This is a genomic window from Chryseobacterium caseinilyticum (assembly GCF_014837145.1).
Lineage (GTDB): Bacteria > Bacteroidota > Bacteroidia > Flavobacteriales > Weeksellaceae > Chryseobacterium > Chryseobacterium caseinilyticum.
Genome location: NZ_JACYFS010000001.1, coordinates 280,597 through 295,740, shown reverse-complemented (window position 1 = coordinate 295,740; position 15,144 = coordinate 280,597). Strand labels below are relative to the sequence as shown.

The following is a 15,144-nucleotide window of genomic DNA, read 5'->3' as shown; positions in this document are numbered from 1 at the left end:
AACCACCTGATCACCACGTTTCAATGCAGCTTCTGTCCATACACGTCCGAAACCGCGGGAAGATCCCGTAATAAACCATACTCTATTTTGCTGTGTCATAATATTTTATTTAATTTTAACACGACAAAATTAGAAAGACGGTCATTCATATTTGTAGGCAAACCGCAGATGTTTGTAGGCTAATGGCAGAACATTCGGTTAAACAGAAATTTTCACTTCAATTAACAGCGTTTAATTTTTATCTGAATGGAATGATCTGATGACTTCCTGGCGATTGGACAGTCCAAATTCTATCAAGGTATTCAACACCGTCCAAATTTCCTGAGCATGGGTAGTTAAGACATAATAAGTGATATCCTTGGTAGGCGTGTATTCGACTTTCTTTTGAATCAGCTGGTGTGCTTCTAACGTCGCCAGTTCAGAAGTAAGCACTTTAGGGGAAATTCCTTCTGAAACCTCAAAAAAATCCTTAAATCTCAACTTTTGATGATAATGCAGATTCAGTAAGATACAAAAACGCCATTTTCCACTCAGAAGATCCAAAGTGTCCCGTAGTGCCAAAAATCTCTGTTTTAAAATCTGTTCATTATCTATACAGGGTTTTATCTTCTTTTCCATTATACTTTCCTAAAGGTTAGTCAACACAAATATACTAAACATGGAAGGTAAATTTGCTCAAAATAAATTTTTACAATGAAAAGAATATTAGTAACAGGTGCCACCGGAAATCAAGGAAGTGCCACAGTGTATGAACTGTTAAAAAATGATTTTGAAGTGTTTGCGCTGACGAGAGATCCACAATCTCAGGAAGCATTGAAATTAAAAAGTGCAGGAGCTGTTTTAATTAAGGGTGACCTGGAAAACACTGACGTTTTGTAAGAGGTGTTTCAAAAAATCGACGGACTGTTTCTGGTACTTCCCGGTGTATGGGTTTCGAGCAAAGAAACAGATGAGCAGGAAGCTGATTTAGGGATCCAAACCATTAAGCTTGCGGAGGAAAAAGGAGTTAAATTTATATTGTATTCTTCGGTTATGGCTTCTGACAAGCAGGACAGATTCCGCCCAAGATTCAAGTTCACTATTGAAAAATATTTACTGCAGAGTAGATTAGATGGTGCTGTTATAAGACCAGCCTCATTTATGGAAAATCTTCTTTTACCAAGTTTTGGATTAGGTGACAACAAGTTCATTAACCCTTTACCTGAAGAAACAGCCATATCATGGATCACGACAAAAGATATCGGAACATTTGCGCGCATCATATTTCAGAATTACAAAGATTTCAATGGTAAAACAATTGACTTTGGTGGTGAACTTTTCGCCCCAAAACAGGTTCTTAAACTGCTGGAAAGAAAACTGGATCAGCCACTCGAATTTGTTCAGGTTCCTTTAGAAATACTTTACCAGCAAAGTGAAACCTTTGCCAAATTAGTTGAGATGGTAGCAACAGAAGGATATGATTCAATCGATATTGAACTTATCTCATCCTGGCTACCCAAATTGACTAGCTTTGAAGAATGGTTGGATGATACAGGGATTAAGAAGATCAGAGAATTACAGTCTTCAGCAAAGTTGTAAATATACAGGTGAATATTGACAGATAATTGAAAAGCGGTTTTTTTGCCGCTTTTTTAAGTTAAATATATAGTTGACCTCATCTGCAGCTGTCAAACGTATCGATTTTACCATATGGTAAATCAACTGACAAAGCCTTTTGTTATTTTTGTGTTAATGAAAGAACTCACCAATTATATTTTGCATTTTGGTAATTTAAACCAACAGCAGATTGACTTTATTCTCAGCAAGACGACAGAGATCACTCTCCGTAAAGACGAATATTTCTCAGAGGCCGGAAAAATCCCAAAACAGGTAGGATTTATTTTAGAAGGCGTAGTCCGTTTCTGCTATTACAATAATAAAGGACAGGAAATTACACATCATTTTGTTGATGAAAACAATTTTGTTTCAGATCAGCAGAATTTTGAGGTGCAAATCGTCGCCACCGACTATATCGAAGCCGTTACAGACTGTAAACTCCTTGTTTTTTCCAAGAAAGACTGGGACGAGATCGGAAACACCATCGTCGGCTGGCACGAGATTACCAATCTGATCCTGAAAAACTGTCTTCTGAAAACGATCGAAAGAAGAAGTCCGTTGGTTTCAGAAGATGCAACTACCCGTTATCTTTCATTTATTGAGAAATTTCCGGCTCTGGTCAACAGAATTCCGCTTTCTTATGTTGCTTCCTATCTCGGAATTACCCAACAGTCGCTGAGCAGAATCAGAAAAAACATCCGGTAAAATCGCTTTTTACCATTTGGTAAACGTTATCATTCAGCAGTATCCGCAATTTGTATCATTAATTTAAATATAATAAAAATGGACAGAAAAGTAGTTCTTATAACAGGAACAAACAGTGGATTCGGATGGCTTACAGCGCAAAGCGTGGCCGCATTGGGACATAAAGTATACGCCACAATGAGAGATACCAGTGGGAAGAATGCTGAAAAAGCAAAGACTTTGGAACAGATGGAAAATATCACCGTTCTGGATGTTTCATTAACTGATGAGCAAAGTGTGAATACTGCATTCAACAAAATTATAGCTGCAGAAGGTACAATTGATGTGCTGGTCAACAATGCAGGAATTTCTATGTTTGGCGTGGCTGAAACTGCTACTCCAGCTGATCTGCAGCACATGCTGGATGTAAATACGGTTGCTCCGTGGAGATTAATGAAATTAGCATTGCCTTTTATGCGCAAACAGTCGGAAGGCTTGATCATCAATGTTTCAAGTGGATGGGGCAGATTTTCAGCTCCTCTTTCAACGGTATACGCCTCTTCAAAATTTGCTCTGGAAGGTTTAAGTGAAGGTTTGCATTATGAACTGCGGTCATCAGGAGTAGATGTTGCGATAATTCAGCCGGGAGCTTTTCCTACTGAGATGTCACAAAAACTCGCTGTGGGTGCTGATCCGTCTGTAAGTAATGATTATCAAGCTATTGCAGACCTTCCTGATAAAATGTTCACTGCTCTTGGTGAAATTTTTGAAAAGGGAAAACCAAATCCGCAGGATGTCGCCGATGCAGTGGTCAAACTCATCAATACGCCTCAGGGACAAAGACCTTTAAGAACCGTTGTTGATCAGTCTACTGGCCATATCGTTGAAGCAGCAAACGAGGCTGTTGCCTCCCAATACACTAAGGTTTTAACAGCGTTTGGAATGCAGGGTCTTTTGGTTTAACATCAGATTTAAAATGCCTTTAAACATTAGAAATTTTCATTGGGATTTGAGATTTAGTAAAATTTAAATCAGTTCCTTTTAATTTTTTTTAAAATTTCTAATCAATATTCCTTTAGGTTAGAACCATAGCTCAAACCATTTCAGTTTTAAAATTGGAAATTTCAGTTTGCTTTTACGTTCTTAAATAATAAAAATGGCGTCAGCTGTCCTCAGTTGCCGCCATTTTCAAAGTTTTTATGGATAAACATTTCCTTTCACCAAATGTTTATTTTTTATTATTTTAGACTAATAAAAATAAGCTCACCCGAAAAAAAAACATTTCTAACATGGAAAATAATATCACAATCACAGACAAGACCGAAGGTCAGTTTTTGGCCATAGCCGGCGGAAATTACAGGATCATTATATCTGGGGAGCAGACAAACGGTAACTATGCCGTGATTGAAATGGTTGTCCCGCCTAATGGAGGACCGCCACCACATTCGCACGAAGATACTCAGGAAATGTTTTACGTTTTGGAGGGCGAAGTAGAATTTAAAACCGAATCAGGACAACAGACCGTTGGCAGAGACGGATTCGTCAATATTCCTTTGGGAGGTGCAATTCATTGCTTTAAGAATAAGTCAGACACATTTGCAAGGCTGCTTTGTACTGTGGTTCCTGCAGGGTTAGAAAATTTATTTAAGGAGATTGGTCAGCCGGTAGCTCAAGGAGAATTTTTAAAAATCCCGGAACTGACTGAAGAAAGAAAGCAAATATTAAAACAATTAGATCTCAAATACAACCAGAAAACCTATCCTCCTGACTTTTTAGATTAAATGAAAATTGAGGAAACTGTTAACTTTATATCTGTTTCATAATTTTGAAATAATCCTCAGATAACAAGGAAAGCTGAATCGCAGTAAAATATGACGGAAAGAAATATAAGATAAAATAAGCTCCTAATTCCTTTCTTGGTTTATAGAATCAATTGATCTCTAAAATGTTTGACGAGATGCCCGTGTTGGTCACAAAGCATCAATCTTATATTGGTGCTTCATTATTTCTAATTTATCATAGACTATTCTTTCAAAAAAAGATTAACTTCAACTTTTAGAAATTTGTATGAATCACGTTAATCATTATTCAATTGTTATTCTACCACCGGATGAAGTTAATGAGAAGGTTGACGAATTAAAAAGGAAGTTATTTACAGAATCTGGAAAAGAATATTCTAGTCGCAAATCAATTGCTCACATAACCGTTCAAGAATTTTGGGCGACTGAAAATAAACTGAACAAAATAATTTTGAAGTTAATTAAAGTTGCGCGAGAACAGAAATGTTTCCCTGCCGAATTTGACAAGGTCATCTGTTCTGAACAAACAGCATTTTTCTCACCCAATGCTAATAGCAAAAATGACCTCGAAAAATTTATTAAAAGATTAAGATCAGAAGTTAAAGGTCACATTACAAGCAATGCTCACATAAGTATTGGGCGGAAACTCTCACCTCAACAGATTGAGATATCCCGGAATATTTTTTCTAATGAAACACTTAATTTTGAGTGCAATAGGATTGCTTTGAGGAAATTAAATGATACAATAAAACAATTTGAAGTTGTACAGATTTTTCCATTTTTAGGAAAAGAACTTGCGGAAAAACAACTCACATTATGGTAATTAATTTTGTAACTGATCACTGTAGGTATTTCTCAGCCATTATTGGCAACAGCCAAGCCATAGTGGACATTTATCATTGGTTACGTAGTAAAAATCATAATGCTTATCCGTAATTACACAAAACAAAATGGCTCTATTTAAATTAAAACGGAGCCATTTTCAGCTACTTTAAGAATCTTTATTTAAGTATCGACTATAATTGAATTGCTTTTACTGTAAAATTATTCTCTTGTTGTAATTAAAACATAAAGGAAAAATACAATAACCTACTTTATTTTAATTCAATGGTAAATTCACCTACAAAAGGTTGGCCTATAGTTGTGGATAGCTGTGGGATTGAATCATCAGCTTTACGGCCTTTTTTCCGGCCTACCCAAAACCCCTGAGAATAACAGAATTTTTTGAGGCGATGAGACATGATGCTCTAAATATCCTAAAGTTGAAACGTGTACTCCACCAATAGTTCCACTCTGCTCTACCCATCTGATTGCTTTGTTACCACTGGTTTCCTCACCTGTGGCAGAACCTCCCCAAATTCCCAAAATTGGAGCAGATCGTTTGTTGGGATAGGAATCAAATGGTCCAAGTCCTAACCAATGTAAATTTTTCAGTGTCGGTATAGATTCCATCTGCATACCAACGATGGGTACCGAAGGCACAGTTACATTAGGTAGAATGGAGTAATGTACATTTAGCTTTCCATCAGCCGTGATGGTGTACCGGTAGTTTGTCGTGAAATTATTTTGACTGTTGACGGCATAGTTGACTGTTGCAAGGATTTCTTATTTGGATTTTTTTCTGTTAACAACTTATCAGGATAATTAGTTTCTAATCTGTCCGCCATCTGCTGCGATTGTCTGACCAGTTACACATGATGAATCTTTAGAAACCAAAAATGATACAATACTTACCAAGTCTTAAGGTTCAATATCCCTATGAATTGCCTGATTTTGGAAGAAATTCGTAAATTTCTGCGTTTTTATTTCTCACATATTTAGTATTCGTCAATCCGGGAGCAATCACATTAACAGTAATTCCATCTGCACCTACTTCACTTGCCAATGCTTGGTAAATCCATAACCCCTCCTTTACTTTCAAAATACGCTGTCATTTGTGGAGCATTCAGGAAGAAAGTGGTACTTGCTACATTGACGATGCGTCCATATTTATTTTCTCTCATAAAAGGCACAAAAGCTTTGCTTATCAAGAAAGGACCGTCCAAATTAACGCTGATCACTTTACGCAATGTATCACAATCTGTCTCTTCAAAACTTTTCCACGGATAGACTCCGGCATTGTTGACCCATGCTGTAATCGTACCTAACTTTTCCTGAACCTTTGCAGCAAAGTTAAATTGTGAAACATTCTTTAATGTTCTAATTTTTCCTTTTACACTTTCTCCAACATTTTTAATAATTTTTTCTCTTGACTCATTGGCTGCTCTAATATCTTGAATATCCTTCCAATTTTGCGATTGGAATTTCTAATATTGCTGACCCCAACCTGCTTACAGCCTTGAAAAAACCTTGTTTAATATGTTGCGGACAATTCTTGAAATTACATTATTTAGTTCTTCTAATGTATTGTGATCCATAGTTAATGTTTTTTATTATTGTTTTTTGAGATTTATAATATCTACTTTTTATAAAAAATGTTTATTTATACTTTATAGCTTTATTTAAGTCTACAGGATTGTTATATTTACTGATGATCCCTTGCATTGTTTTAACCTGGGCATTAAGTTCTTCAACATTTTTCACTTGATTACCACCTATGTTTATGTTAAGATCCTGCTTATTAGCAAGATTAGTTCTTTCAAAAGAAAAGGGGTCATTGTAAAAATCCATAAGTAATTTCCTTCTCTGGCCTTCATTAACTTTTACTGCCTTATTCCCAAAATTTGACTCTAAAAAATCATTTGTATCAACATTTTTTAGAAGCTTCTCATTTTTTACCAGCTTATAAATGAAATTATTTTTATCATCATAAATTTCAAAAACTAAACCGGGTAGTCTCGTAAACTTATATGGACCTTCATTTAAAGGAACCTCGGTGCTAAACCATGCAATCCATTGTCGTCCTCCAAAGTCTGCTGTAGCTTTTTGAACAATATAATTGTTGAACTTTTTTGTCTCCTTATCAATCTCCCAATGAATAGGATCTGTCGTACTATATGTGTAGTAGTCAAATTTGATATTAAGAAAGTTTTCATTAGTAGATGAACCGGTTTTTCTCTTAATTATTTGACCTGTCATATCAACGTGCTTCGATTCCAAATTACCGAATTTCTTATTAATGGAATCTGAAATTAAAAGATCTCTACCGTAGAATTTGGTTTCATCTTTACCGATATCCAAAATCATGTGATACTTCTGATAGTCATGATCTGTCGAATCCATTTTTAAACGCAACTCGTAAATATATCGATTTGTTTGAGCTTGAAAAAAGATTCCAACAAAAAAAGCCAGTAGAATAATTACTTTACCATATCCAGTAGGCATACCCATCTGACCTTTCTTTAATTCGCAACTATATGTCATCATATTTATTTAATTTTTAATCCTTTTGTGAGATTTATTTAACTTTCCGGATTAGTTTAAGGTCTTAAACGAATTGGTAAGCTGAATATTGGGATCATGTATTATTAATGCAATTTAGTCATTATATTCGCTACAATAGATAAGGTCAAAAACTCAATATCGTACTTTATTTGTCTCACAGGCACATATGAAATAATTGTTGGCATATAATTAGATAATTTTTGTGCAATCACAAAATTATCTTATATGAACAACAAATTGATTAAATGGTCATTAGCGGCATGTGCGTTGACCGTGGCATTATCATGCTCAAAAAAAAATGAATCAACTCAATCAGTTGATCCCAAGTCTGCAGATTCTACAAATGTTTCTTCATTGAAACCGACAGGAGGCGCACCCGAATGGGGAAAAACAATCAAGCCAGAAATGCAGGCTGTTATGGAAAAGCTGGCAAGCTATGGTGACAAACCTATTGAAACACTTACTCCGGAAGAAGCAAGAAAAAACCATACACCTACCGATGCGGTTATGGATCTGGTAAAGGAAAACAATATTGCAGTTCCAGCACCTAAGGTTGATACCACAGGAATTAATATAAATGTTGCAGGTGGCAAAATTCACGCACGTGTGTATACACCGAAAACCGGCAAAGCATCATACCCTATTATCGTTTACTACCATGGCGGAGGTTTCGTTATTGCAGATCTTGATGTATACAACGCGTCGGCGCAGGGATTGGCAGAACAAACAGAGTCAGTAGTGGTATCTGTTGCTTACCGTTTAGCTCCGGAAAATAAATTTCCTACCGCACATAATGATGCTTTTGCTGCTTATGAATGGGTAGTTAAAAATGCCGCAACAATTAAAGGTGACGCTAAAAAAATCGCAGTGGTCGGTGAAAGTGCCGGAGGAAATCTTGCCGCCAACGTTTCTATAATGGCCAGAGACAAAAAGATTATGATCCCTTTACATCAGGTTCTTGTCTATCCGATTGCACAGTCTGATATGAATACTAAATCATATACAAAGTACGCGGGCGCAAAACCTCTGAACAAACCCATGATGGAATGGTTCACAAAACATTACCTGAATAATATGAATGAAGCGAAAGACCCAAGAATTTCTCTGGTAAATGCTAATTTGGCAGGACTTCCTACAACGACGATTATTACTGCAGAAATCGATCCGCTACATGACGACGGAACAATGTTGGCTGAAAAGCTTTCTGCTGCAGGAGTGAAGGTAAACAGCAAAAACTACGATGGTGTAACTCACGAATTCTACGGAATGGCCATAGTTGTACCTCAGGCAAAAGAAGCTCAGGCTTATGCTGCTGAACAACTGAAAGCAGCTCTTAAATAGTACTACAACTGCATTTAAAATTTTAAATATAAAAATCCCCATGTTCAAACTGGGGATTTATTTTTAGAATAAGAGATAATTACAAATAATTCAACATTACCAAATCAATCTATATTATGAATAAGCAAGAAAAAGATGACATTAAAAATTATGTAAGATATTCAGACGAGATCGAAATAAAGCAACCCAACGAAGATGAAGACAGCCGCGCCGTGGTAGAATCTATGGCGAGAGTTAATAAAATAATGTTTGAGAGATATCGTCATGCCGTGCGTGATGCTCATGCCAAAAATCACGGAATTCTTCGAGGTGAATTAGAGATTTATGACAATCTGCCTGAACATCTGGCTCAAGGTCTTTTTAAAGAACCGCGGAAATACCCGGTAATCATTCGTTTTTCCACTGCGCCAGGAATGATAGAACCAGACAAAAAATCTTCTCAGCGGGGAATGGCCATTAAAATTATCGGTGTGGAAGGAGAAAAGTTTTTAGACGAAGATAGAGATGCTTTAACTCAGGATTTTCTTTTAGTCAACTACCCGATCATCCCAACAGGAACAGTTAAAGATTATCTTGATCAGCAGAAAAAAGTCGAAGAATATATTAATACTCCTGAGCTTTTCCAGAGTGTTCAGGGTGCAATGCTTGTTGCGGGAAGAAAAATTAAAAATTTAATTGGAAAAGAAGATGATCCCAATCATTTCAGCATACCCGGATCGCATATTTTGGGTGACCGCTATTTCAGTATGGCTGCGATCCGGTACGGAGATTACGTAGCTAAAATTTCTATTGCTCCCAAATCAGAGAATGTTGCATCATTGCATGGAAAAGATATGGATGAAGATTTAATAAAAAATGAACCCGAAAGCTTTCTGACCACTATTGTAAAAAACTTTTTTGAAAATCAGACTGCTGTTTATGAACTGTCTGCACAGCTGTGTACAGATATTGAGAAAATGCCGGTTGAGGATGGTTCTGTACAATGGATGGAAGAAGACAGTCCGTTTCAGGGTATTGCCAGCTTGACTATTCATCCACAAAATACATTCAGCCCTGCCCGGCGCGTATATGGTGATGATGTTTTAAGTTTCAATCCATTTCATTGCCTCCCGGAGCATAGACCTCTCGGCAATATCATGAGGGTAAGAAAGCTTGCATACGAAACTTCATCCAAATACCGTCACCATATGAATTCATCTCCACGCGTGGAGCCTATCAGCATAGATGAGTTGCCTGATTAATTTGCGCAATCTAACAAAAAAGAAATCCTAATTAGTTTGGATTTCTTTTTTGTTATTAAACTAATTTACGCCGTTTTAAGTTTTCTTAATCAAATTTAAAGTCAAAAGGAGTTTTGTCGTATTTTGGATCAATGAAATTCATATCAAGTTTATATTTTCTAGATGCCTCAATAATAAATCCTGGAAAACATTATCTAAACTAAATCTAAAACATTTGCGTCTGTAGCTGTTGAATTCGGATAATGATAACATCTAAATTTTTATCTATTAAGCCGAATGCAACGGCGGCATAAAAATTTAATCGTTTTTTGAGATTATCAATAATGTTTTATGCGACTTAAAAATGATGCATCACTTTAGGCTGGGATTTACCAACTTTGATAGAGAGTTCTTCGAGAAACTAAAAATTTCAGCTCACGAGTTCTAATTTTAACTACTAGAGGCTGATAAGCTGTTTTAAAATTTTACGATTCGTTTTATCATATTCGGTTCAATATTTTTTGTGATTAAACAATAAACTGACATCGCTTCCCATATTCCGCCACCAGATTTTTTATAGCATTTAATTAATGATTTTAAGCCAGATTCTGAAATGACCTTAAATTTCGTTTCAAGGATATACTTTTTCGCTGAGATGCTTTCAACAACTTCCGTTAAATTCAAATTGCTTTGATAGAAAACATCTGTCTTTATTTTATCAAATTCGCTCGCAAATTTTTTAGATATATGACTTCCCACGTCAATCTTAATTTCTATTGGCCAAAATTCCGAACTGAGATTAAAAACAACGCCTAAAACTTTTTCGTTTGCTTGCCTAATGTGTAGCGCACCGATCACTTCCCATGATTCTTCAATAGATAAATTGGAATTTATTTCTCTTTCTTCTATAATAAATTCCTGGTTAGGTGCTTTGAAATCAATTTTAATCAATGGATATACAAAAATTCCAAAACCCTGATAGTGAAATTCCCTTCGAAGTCCTTTATCTTTTATGCTGTTTAAAGTTGATGTATTTATAAAGTGAATAAATTCCATAGTTTAGTTTTAATGAAGGAGGTTGATGAAAAACTTTTAATAATTGTTTTATACTGATAGTTTGTAGCATATACTAAGATAAAAATCTATATATTCGTTTTTTTTCCTTTTTTAAAGTGTAGAGAATGCCTATCATTTAATCGTTTTGTGAGACTAAATTGCTAGTTAAAAAGACAAAAAAAATATTCAATTTCAAAATTACAAAGAAAACGTTTCAATATTCAAATTATATTTTTGGTAAAAAAAAGTACAGACCAAAAATTCAGTCTGTACTCCAAAAATTAATGATTCTAACGATTAGTTTTTGATAAAGGTTTTCTGTATTCTTTTGCTGCCTTCTTTTACCACAACAAAATAAGTTGCGTTGGGAAGATTTGAAATATTTAATTTTTCAATGTAATCACCCGTAGACGACTGTACATCTTTAGTTAACACTGTTTTACCTGAAAAATCAATAACCTGCAGGTTGATTTTACTTTCAGCAGACTTAAATTTCACCGTCAGTTCGTTTCTGGCCGGATTAGGATAAACTGTAAGATCCGAACTGTTTTTGACCTGCTCGTTTACCGCCAGGCTTCCGAGGTCGCAGGCAGGAATTCTGTTGGTTCCATCAATCCCCCATGCAGACATGACCGGAATACACAGCCAGTTGAGCACTGTTGGAAAGTGGTCGGTTTGCCTCGGCGTATTCAGATAATTCTGGATGGTAAATGTTTCTGAAGTCTGAAGATTTCTCGTCGGCGATCCGGTAATGACAGCATTATTAGCCAAAGGACCTGAATCGGTCAAACTGCTTCCTGAGGCTTCAGTCATTTTGTAATTTGCTAAAAGATTAGAATAGAATGGATGCGAAGCCGTTATATCCTGATTGGCCCACTGAACTATAGCTTCATTCGTTAATTTTGCATTCCATATTCTTACATCTTTGTAGGAAGCGGCGAGATTAACGCCGTAAGTATTGGTGCCGTCCTGGTTGATGGTTAATGGTAGATTGGACGTGATGTCACCGATGGTGTTCATTTTTCCTACCGTTACCGGAACTCCATCGTCATACATTGTTGCGAGACTATCTCTGTCGAACGTTACAGCGATGTGTTTCCATTGATTGGTTACTAATTTTCCGCCTACTAGATCCAGTCTGTTGCTGCCGTCACCAATATTCATTTTAAAGGTCTGCCCCGAATATCCTGAAATCACAAAACCTTTGTTGCTGCCGTTATTCCAGTTTTTATTGCCGATAAATACCGGATCGCTGGTATAATTTGCGTTAGGCTTCACCCAAAACTCTATGGTGAAATCCTGTGTTGTTCCGAAATTAAAACCGGTCTGTACTGATGGTTTCGCATACGTTCCTGCAGGAAAATTCACACGGTTATACGTTGGCGTATTCTGAATCTGCGTTTTGCTGATCTGCTGAGGAGTAAATGACGGATTGGAATAAATTGAAAAAATATCTCTTTCAGTAAGGTTTGCTCCACCATGAGCTGTATCAGTTGCTCCGTGATCTGTTGTGATGACTACCAACCAGTTTTCATTATTATACGTACTTCTGTTTTTCATGGCCGTCAGGATTTCACCTACATAAACATCTGTGGTTTGGATAGAATTCACGTATTGAGGCACAGCTGAAGAAAAGCCGTAGGAATGTCCTGCATGATCCACATCATCAAAGTCCACAAAAAGTACATCGGGATTGTCATTCTGCAACGCATTTACTGCCGCATTTTTTACTGCAAGGTCAGTAGAGAAATTGGTTTTCACATCTGCATTCTGAATAATATTGTTATTGATGGGAGCCCAGTGTGCTAAAGAGATGGTTCTCAAATTAGAATTATACGTTTCAATTCTGGAGAGAAAGTCGGGATAGGCTGTAAAATTGGGAGCCGTAAAATTGTTGTCCTGCACATTATGTTTGTTATGAAATACTCCGGAAAGCATCGTACTCCAGCCATTTCCACTCCAGGTCGGTGCCAGAGTAATGGCATCCAAAGAATAAATTGAGGTCGGCAATAATCCCTGAATGTTTGGGGTGTTGGATGACATCATCACATCCGGCCTGCAACCGTCTATCCCGATAAACAGGACTTTTTTGGTCTGTGCGCCCATCAATGCCGACGCAAGAACCAGAAGAGAGAAAAGTTTTGTTTTCATAATATTTATTTTATTGATTTAATTTTTGGAAACCGAAATAAAACTGATTACAGAAAACTCCGGTAATCAGTTTTTGAAGTAATTAAAAAAGAATATGTTCAGCCTCAGAGAGGTTATTTAAAATATGATCAGGCATTGCCACTTCAAGTTGCGCTCTGGTTTGTGCGCCGCTCAGAACAGCAATGGTCATTCCGCAGCCTGCGTTTTTTCCTTCCTGAATATCGATGGCGGAATCTCCAGCTTTTAAGACCTCCTTTGGATCTGTAATTCCGAATTTTTTCATTGCCAGGACTATCATTTCAGGGCTGGGTCTGCTTTGCGAAACATCATCGGCAGTGATCAGTGCATCATAATGCACACCGCTTTTCCAGTGGAGTTTGGTAAGCAATTGCTGTGCTATTTTCTGAGTATAACCTGTATTTAAAACCACTTTCTTACCCTTGGATTTTACTTTTAATAAAAATTCTTCTGTTCCGGCAATAGGTTTTACATTAAGATTTTCATAAGCCAAAGCCAGATCATCAGAAAAGTTTTCGAATATCGCTTCCGTATCATCAGTATTTCCGCCGATGTTTTCGAGAAGGTTTTTAATAGCTTCTGCTTTTTCCATTCCGGCACAGATTTCAAGAACTTTATCTAAAGTCACTTCGTAGCCATAATCATTAACAGCTTTTGTAAGTGTTTTGTACACCACATTATCTTCGTCGACCGTTGTTCCGGCCATATCCAGAACCAATAATTGTATGTTCATTTGTTTTAAGAAAAAATTGTATTGATATTAAATTTTGAATAACCACCGCTTCCGGTCATTCCTTTGCCTCCAATGCCCGTCACGATATGAATGTTGGGCGAAACACTATGCTCGAAAATATCTTTGGTTTTGCACTGAGAATAAATCCCGAACCATCTTCTCTGAATTTCGTAGGTGGGCAGATCGATGATCTTTTTGGCTTCGCGGATCATAAATTCGTCAATGTCCATATTCAGATCGTAACCAAGATCATCAGCATTTTTGGCGTCTGCATATTCGTGAGAGTCACCGATGATTACGGAACCATCCAAAGCCTGTTTAAATAAGATATGAATCCCGAATTTCTTCTCGAAAGAATTTTTGTCCTCTCTTTCTTTGATGGATTTAAAAGATGCACATTCACTGAAAGACTCGTATCTTCTGATGGAAAGTCCGGTCAGAATATTTCCAGGCAGTGAATAAATCCCCTGCGGTTTGGTCTGAAGCATCTGTAGTTTGCTGACTTCCAGATCACTTTCATTAAAAACTTCGGGATACAAAGTCTTAAACTCGTGTCCGCCACAGATGATGATCTTTGAAGAATTGATTTTCTTTCCATCAGCAGTTATGGCAATACACTGCAAATTATTTTCATTAGCCTCTACCACCGTTGTGTTGTAGAAAATATCAAGACCTTCCTTACTTTTCAGGTATTGATGAAGCTTAACAATCATCTCACTCGAATCTACTGAGACTTCCTGGGGGAAAAACAGTCCACCCTTGCAGTAATCAGATCTCAGGCCGTCAAACTTTTGAATACATTCACTTTTAGAAAGAATGACCGACTCGTAATCATTGTTTTTGTTAATCTGAGCCAGTTCTTCGATCAGCTGAAGTTCTTCATCGTTGGAGGCGATATAGACTGAGCCGTTCTGTCTTACGGTAAGATCAGTCTCAGACTGCAGATCTTTATAAATCTTTAAACTTTCCTTTCCGAAATTCTGCCATTTAATGTCCATTCCTGATGGAACGACCTGTCCGAAATTTCTTACGGTTGCGCCCTGGGGAACAGAGTTTCTTTCCAGAATGGCTACTTTGAGGTTTTTCTGTAATGCGTGGTATGCGTGGAATGTTCCTAAAATTCCACCACCCACAACGATAAGATCATATTGAGTATTCATAT

The 15,144-nt window shown here is 36.8% G+C and carries 15 protein-coding genes and 1 pseudogene; 7 read left to right on the top strand and 9 right to left on the bottom strand.

Annotated features, from left to right (window positions below):
* Positions 1 to 231 precede the first annotated feature (231 nt).
* Positions 232 to 618, bottom strand: coding sequence for a winged helix-turn-helix transcriptional regulator (locus tag IC610_RS01320; protein ID WP_191734872.1), 387 nt, complete (start codon positions 616 to 618; stop codon positions 232 to 234).
* Between the two features lie 75 nt (positions 619 to 693).
* Here IC610_RS01320 and IC610_RS01310 point away from each other — a divergent pair.
* The 5 genes and pseudogenes from IC610_RS01310 (at position 694) to IC610_RS01290 (ending at position 4,902) form a co-directional block, all read left to right on the top strand.
* A pseudogene (locus tag IC610_RS01310) lies at positions 694 to 1,578 on the top strand (NmrA family NAD(P)-binding protein).
* 153 nt (positions 1,579 to 1,731) lie between these two features.
* The gene (locus IC610_RS01305; protein ID WP_191734869.1) at positions 1,732 to 2,301 is read left to right on the top strand and encodes a Crp/Fnr family transcriptional regulator; all 570 of its coding nucleotides are present in this window, start codon (positions 1,732 to 1,734) and stop codon (positions 2,299 to 2,301) included.
* Positions 2,302 to 2,379: 78 nt separating this feature from the next.
* Positions 2,380 to 3,243, top strand: coding sequence for an SDR family oxidoreductase (locus IC610_RS01300; protein ID WP_191734868.1), 864 nt, complete (start codon positions 2,380 to 2,382; stop codon positions 3,241 to 3,243).
* Between the two features lie 326 nt (positions 3,244 to 3,569).
* On the top strand, positions 3,570 to 4,061 hold the full coding sequence (locus IC610_RS01295) for a cupin domain-containing protein (RefSeq protein WP_191734867.1): 492 nt from the start codon (positions 3,570 to 3,572) through the stop codon (positions 4,059 to 4,061).
* A 286-nt stretch (positions 4,062 to 4,347) separates the two neighbouring features.
* Complete coding sequence (locus IC610_RS01290; protein WP_191734866.1) at positions 4,348 to 4,902, top strand: 2'-5' RNA ligase family protein; 555 nt, start codon at positions 4,348 to 4,350, stop codon at positions 4,900 to 4,902.
* 350 nt (positions 4,903 to 5,252) lie between these two features.
* Here IC610_RS01290 and IC610_RS01285 read toward each other — a convergent pair whose 3' ends face one another.
* The 4 genes from IC610_RS01285 to IC610_RS01275 all read right to left on the bottom strand — a co-directional run bounded on the left by IC610_RS01285 (position 5,253) and on the right by IC610_RS01275 (position 7,445).
* Positions 5,253 to 5,681 carry a beta-galactosidase small subunit-related protein gene (locus IC610_RS01285; protein ID WP_191736178.1) on the bottom strand — a complete coding sequence of 143 codons (429 nt, stop codon included), beginning with the start codon at positions 5,679 to 5,681 and terminating at the stop codon, positions 5,253 to 5,255.
* Between the two features lie 154 nt (positions 5,682 to 5,835).
* Complete coding sequence (locus tag IC610_RS19960) at positions 5,836 to 6,000, bottom strand: hypothetical protein (protein ID WP_228462839.1); 165 nt, start codon at positions 5,998 to 6,000, stop codon at positions 5,836 to 5,838.
* Positions 5,954 to 6,217, bottom strand: coding sequence for an SDR family NAD(P)-dependent oxidoreductase (locus IC610_RS20210; protein WP_394368292.1), 264 nt, complete (start codon positions 6,215 to 6,217; stop codon positions 5,954 to 5,956). The genes IC610_RS19960 and IC610_RS20210 overlap by 47 nt, the downstream gene beginning before the upstream one ends.
* 340 nt (positions 6,218 to 6,557) lie before the next feature.
* Positions 6,558 to 7,445: a GLPGLI family protein gene (locus IC610_RS01275; protein WP_228462838.1), complete on the bottom strand. Its 888-nt coding sequence runs from the start codon at positions 7,443 to 7,445 to the stop codon at positions 6,558 to 6,560.
* Between the two features lie 243 nt (positions 7,446 to 7,688).
* Here IC610_RS01275 and IC610_RS01270 point away from each other — a divergent pair, with 243 nt between their 5' ends.
* Both IC610_RS01270 and IC610_RS01265 read left to right on the top strand, forming a co-directional pair.
* Complete coding sequence (locus IC610_RS01270; RefSeq protein WP_191734865.1) at positions 7,689 to 8,804, top strand: alpha/beta hydrolase; 1,116 nt, start codon at positions 7,689 to 7,691, stop codon at positions 8,802 to 8,804.
* Positions 8,805 to 8,920: 116 nt separating this feature from the next.
* On the top strand, positions 8,921 to 10,045 hold the full coding sequence (locus tag IC610_RS01265) for a catalase family protein (RefSeq protein ID WP_191734864.1): 1,125 nt from the start codon (positions 8,921 to 8,923) through the stop codon (positions 10,043 to 10,045).
* A gap of 456 nt (positions 10,046 to 10,501) precedes the next feature.
* On the opposite strand, the gene IC610_RS01260 is transcribed toward IC610_RS01265, so the two are convergent.
* The 4 genes from IC610_RS01260 to IC610_RS01245 all read right to left on the bottom strand — a co-directional run bounded on the left by IC610_RS01260 (position 10,502) and on the right by IC610_RS01245 (position 15,142).
* Positions 10,502 to 11,080, bottom strand: coding sequence for a hypothetical protein (locus IC610_RS01260; RefSeq protein WP_191734863.1), 579 nt, complete (start codon positions 11,078 to 11,080; stop codon positions 10,502 to 10,504).
* A 297-nt stretch (positions 11,081 to 11,377) separates the two neighbouring features.
* On the bottom strand, positions 11,378 to 13,231 hold the full coding sequence (locus tag IC610_RS01255; protein ID WP_191734862.1) for a LamG-like jellyroll fold domain-containing protein: 1,854 nt from the start codon (positions 13,229 to 13,231) through the stop codon (positions 11,378 to 11,380).
* Positions 13,232 to 13,313: 82 nt separating this feature from the next.
* Positions 13,314 to 13,982, bottom strand: coding sequence for a phosphonatase-like hydrolase (locus IC610_RS01250; RefSeq protein WP_191734861.1), 669 nt, complete (start codon positions 13,980 to 13,982; stop codon positions 13,314 to 13,316).
* Positions 13,983 to 13,987: 5 nt separating this feature from the next.
* Entirely contained in the window at positions 13,988 to 15,142 is a 1,155-nt protein-coding gene (locus IC610_RS01245) for a TIGR03364 family FAD-dependent oxidoreductase (protein WP_191734860.1), read from the bottom strand.
* Positions 15,143 to 15,144: the final 2 nt, after the last annotated feature.

Bases quoted from the DNA above. Each gene is read 5' to 3' on its own strand.
- IC610_RS01290 (WP_191734866.1), top strand. From the start codon at position 4,348: ATGAATCACGTTAATCATTATTCAATTGTTATTCTACCACCGGATGAA.
- IC610_RS01305 (WP_191734869.1), top strand. From the start codon at position 1,732: ATGAAAGAACTCACCAATTATATTTTGCATTTTGGTAATTTAAACCAA.
- IC610_RS01320 (WP_191734872.1), bottom strand. From the start codon at position 618: ATGGAAAAGAAGATAAAACCCTGTATAGATAATGAACAGATTTTAAAA.
- IC610_RS01250 (WP_191734861.1), bottom strand. From the start codon at position 13,982: ATGAACATACAATTATTGGTTCTGGATATGGCCGGAACAACGGTCGAC.
- IC610_RS01275 (WP_228462838.1), bottom strand. From the start codon at position 7,445: ATGATGACATATAGTTGCGAATTAAAGAAAGGTCAGATGGGTATGCCT.
- IC610_RS01255 (WP_191734862.1), bottom strand. From the start codon at position 13,231: ATGAAAACAAAACTTTTCTCTCTTCTGGTTCTTGCGTCGGCATTGATG.
- IC610_RS01300 (WP_191734868.1), top strand. From the start codon at position 2,380: ATGGACAGAAAAGTAGTTCTTATAACAGGAACAAACAGTGGATTCGGA.
- IC610_RS01265 (WP_191734864.1), top strand. From the start codon at position 8,921: ATGAATAAGCAAGAAAAAGATGACATTAAAAATTATGTAAGATATTCA.
- IC610_RS01295 (WP_191734867.1), top strand. From the start codon at position 3,570: ATGGAAAATAATATCACAATCACAGACAAGACCGAAGGTCAGTTTTTG.
- IC610_RS01270 (WP_191734865.1), top strand. From the start codon at position 7,689: ATGAACAACAAATTGATTAAATGGTCATTAGCGGCATGTGCGTTGACC.
- IC610_RS01245 (WP_191734860.1), bottom strand. From the start codon at position 15,142: ATGAATACTCAATATGATCTTATCGTTGTGGGTGGTGGAATTTTAGGA.
- IC610_RS01260 (WP_191734863.1), bottom strand. From the start codon at position 11,080: ATGGAATTTATTCACTTTATAAATACATCAACTTTAAACAGCATAAAA.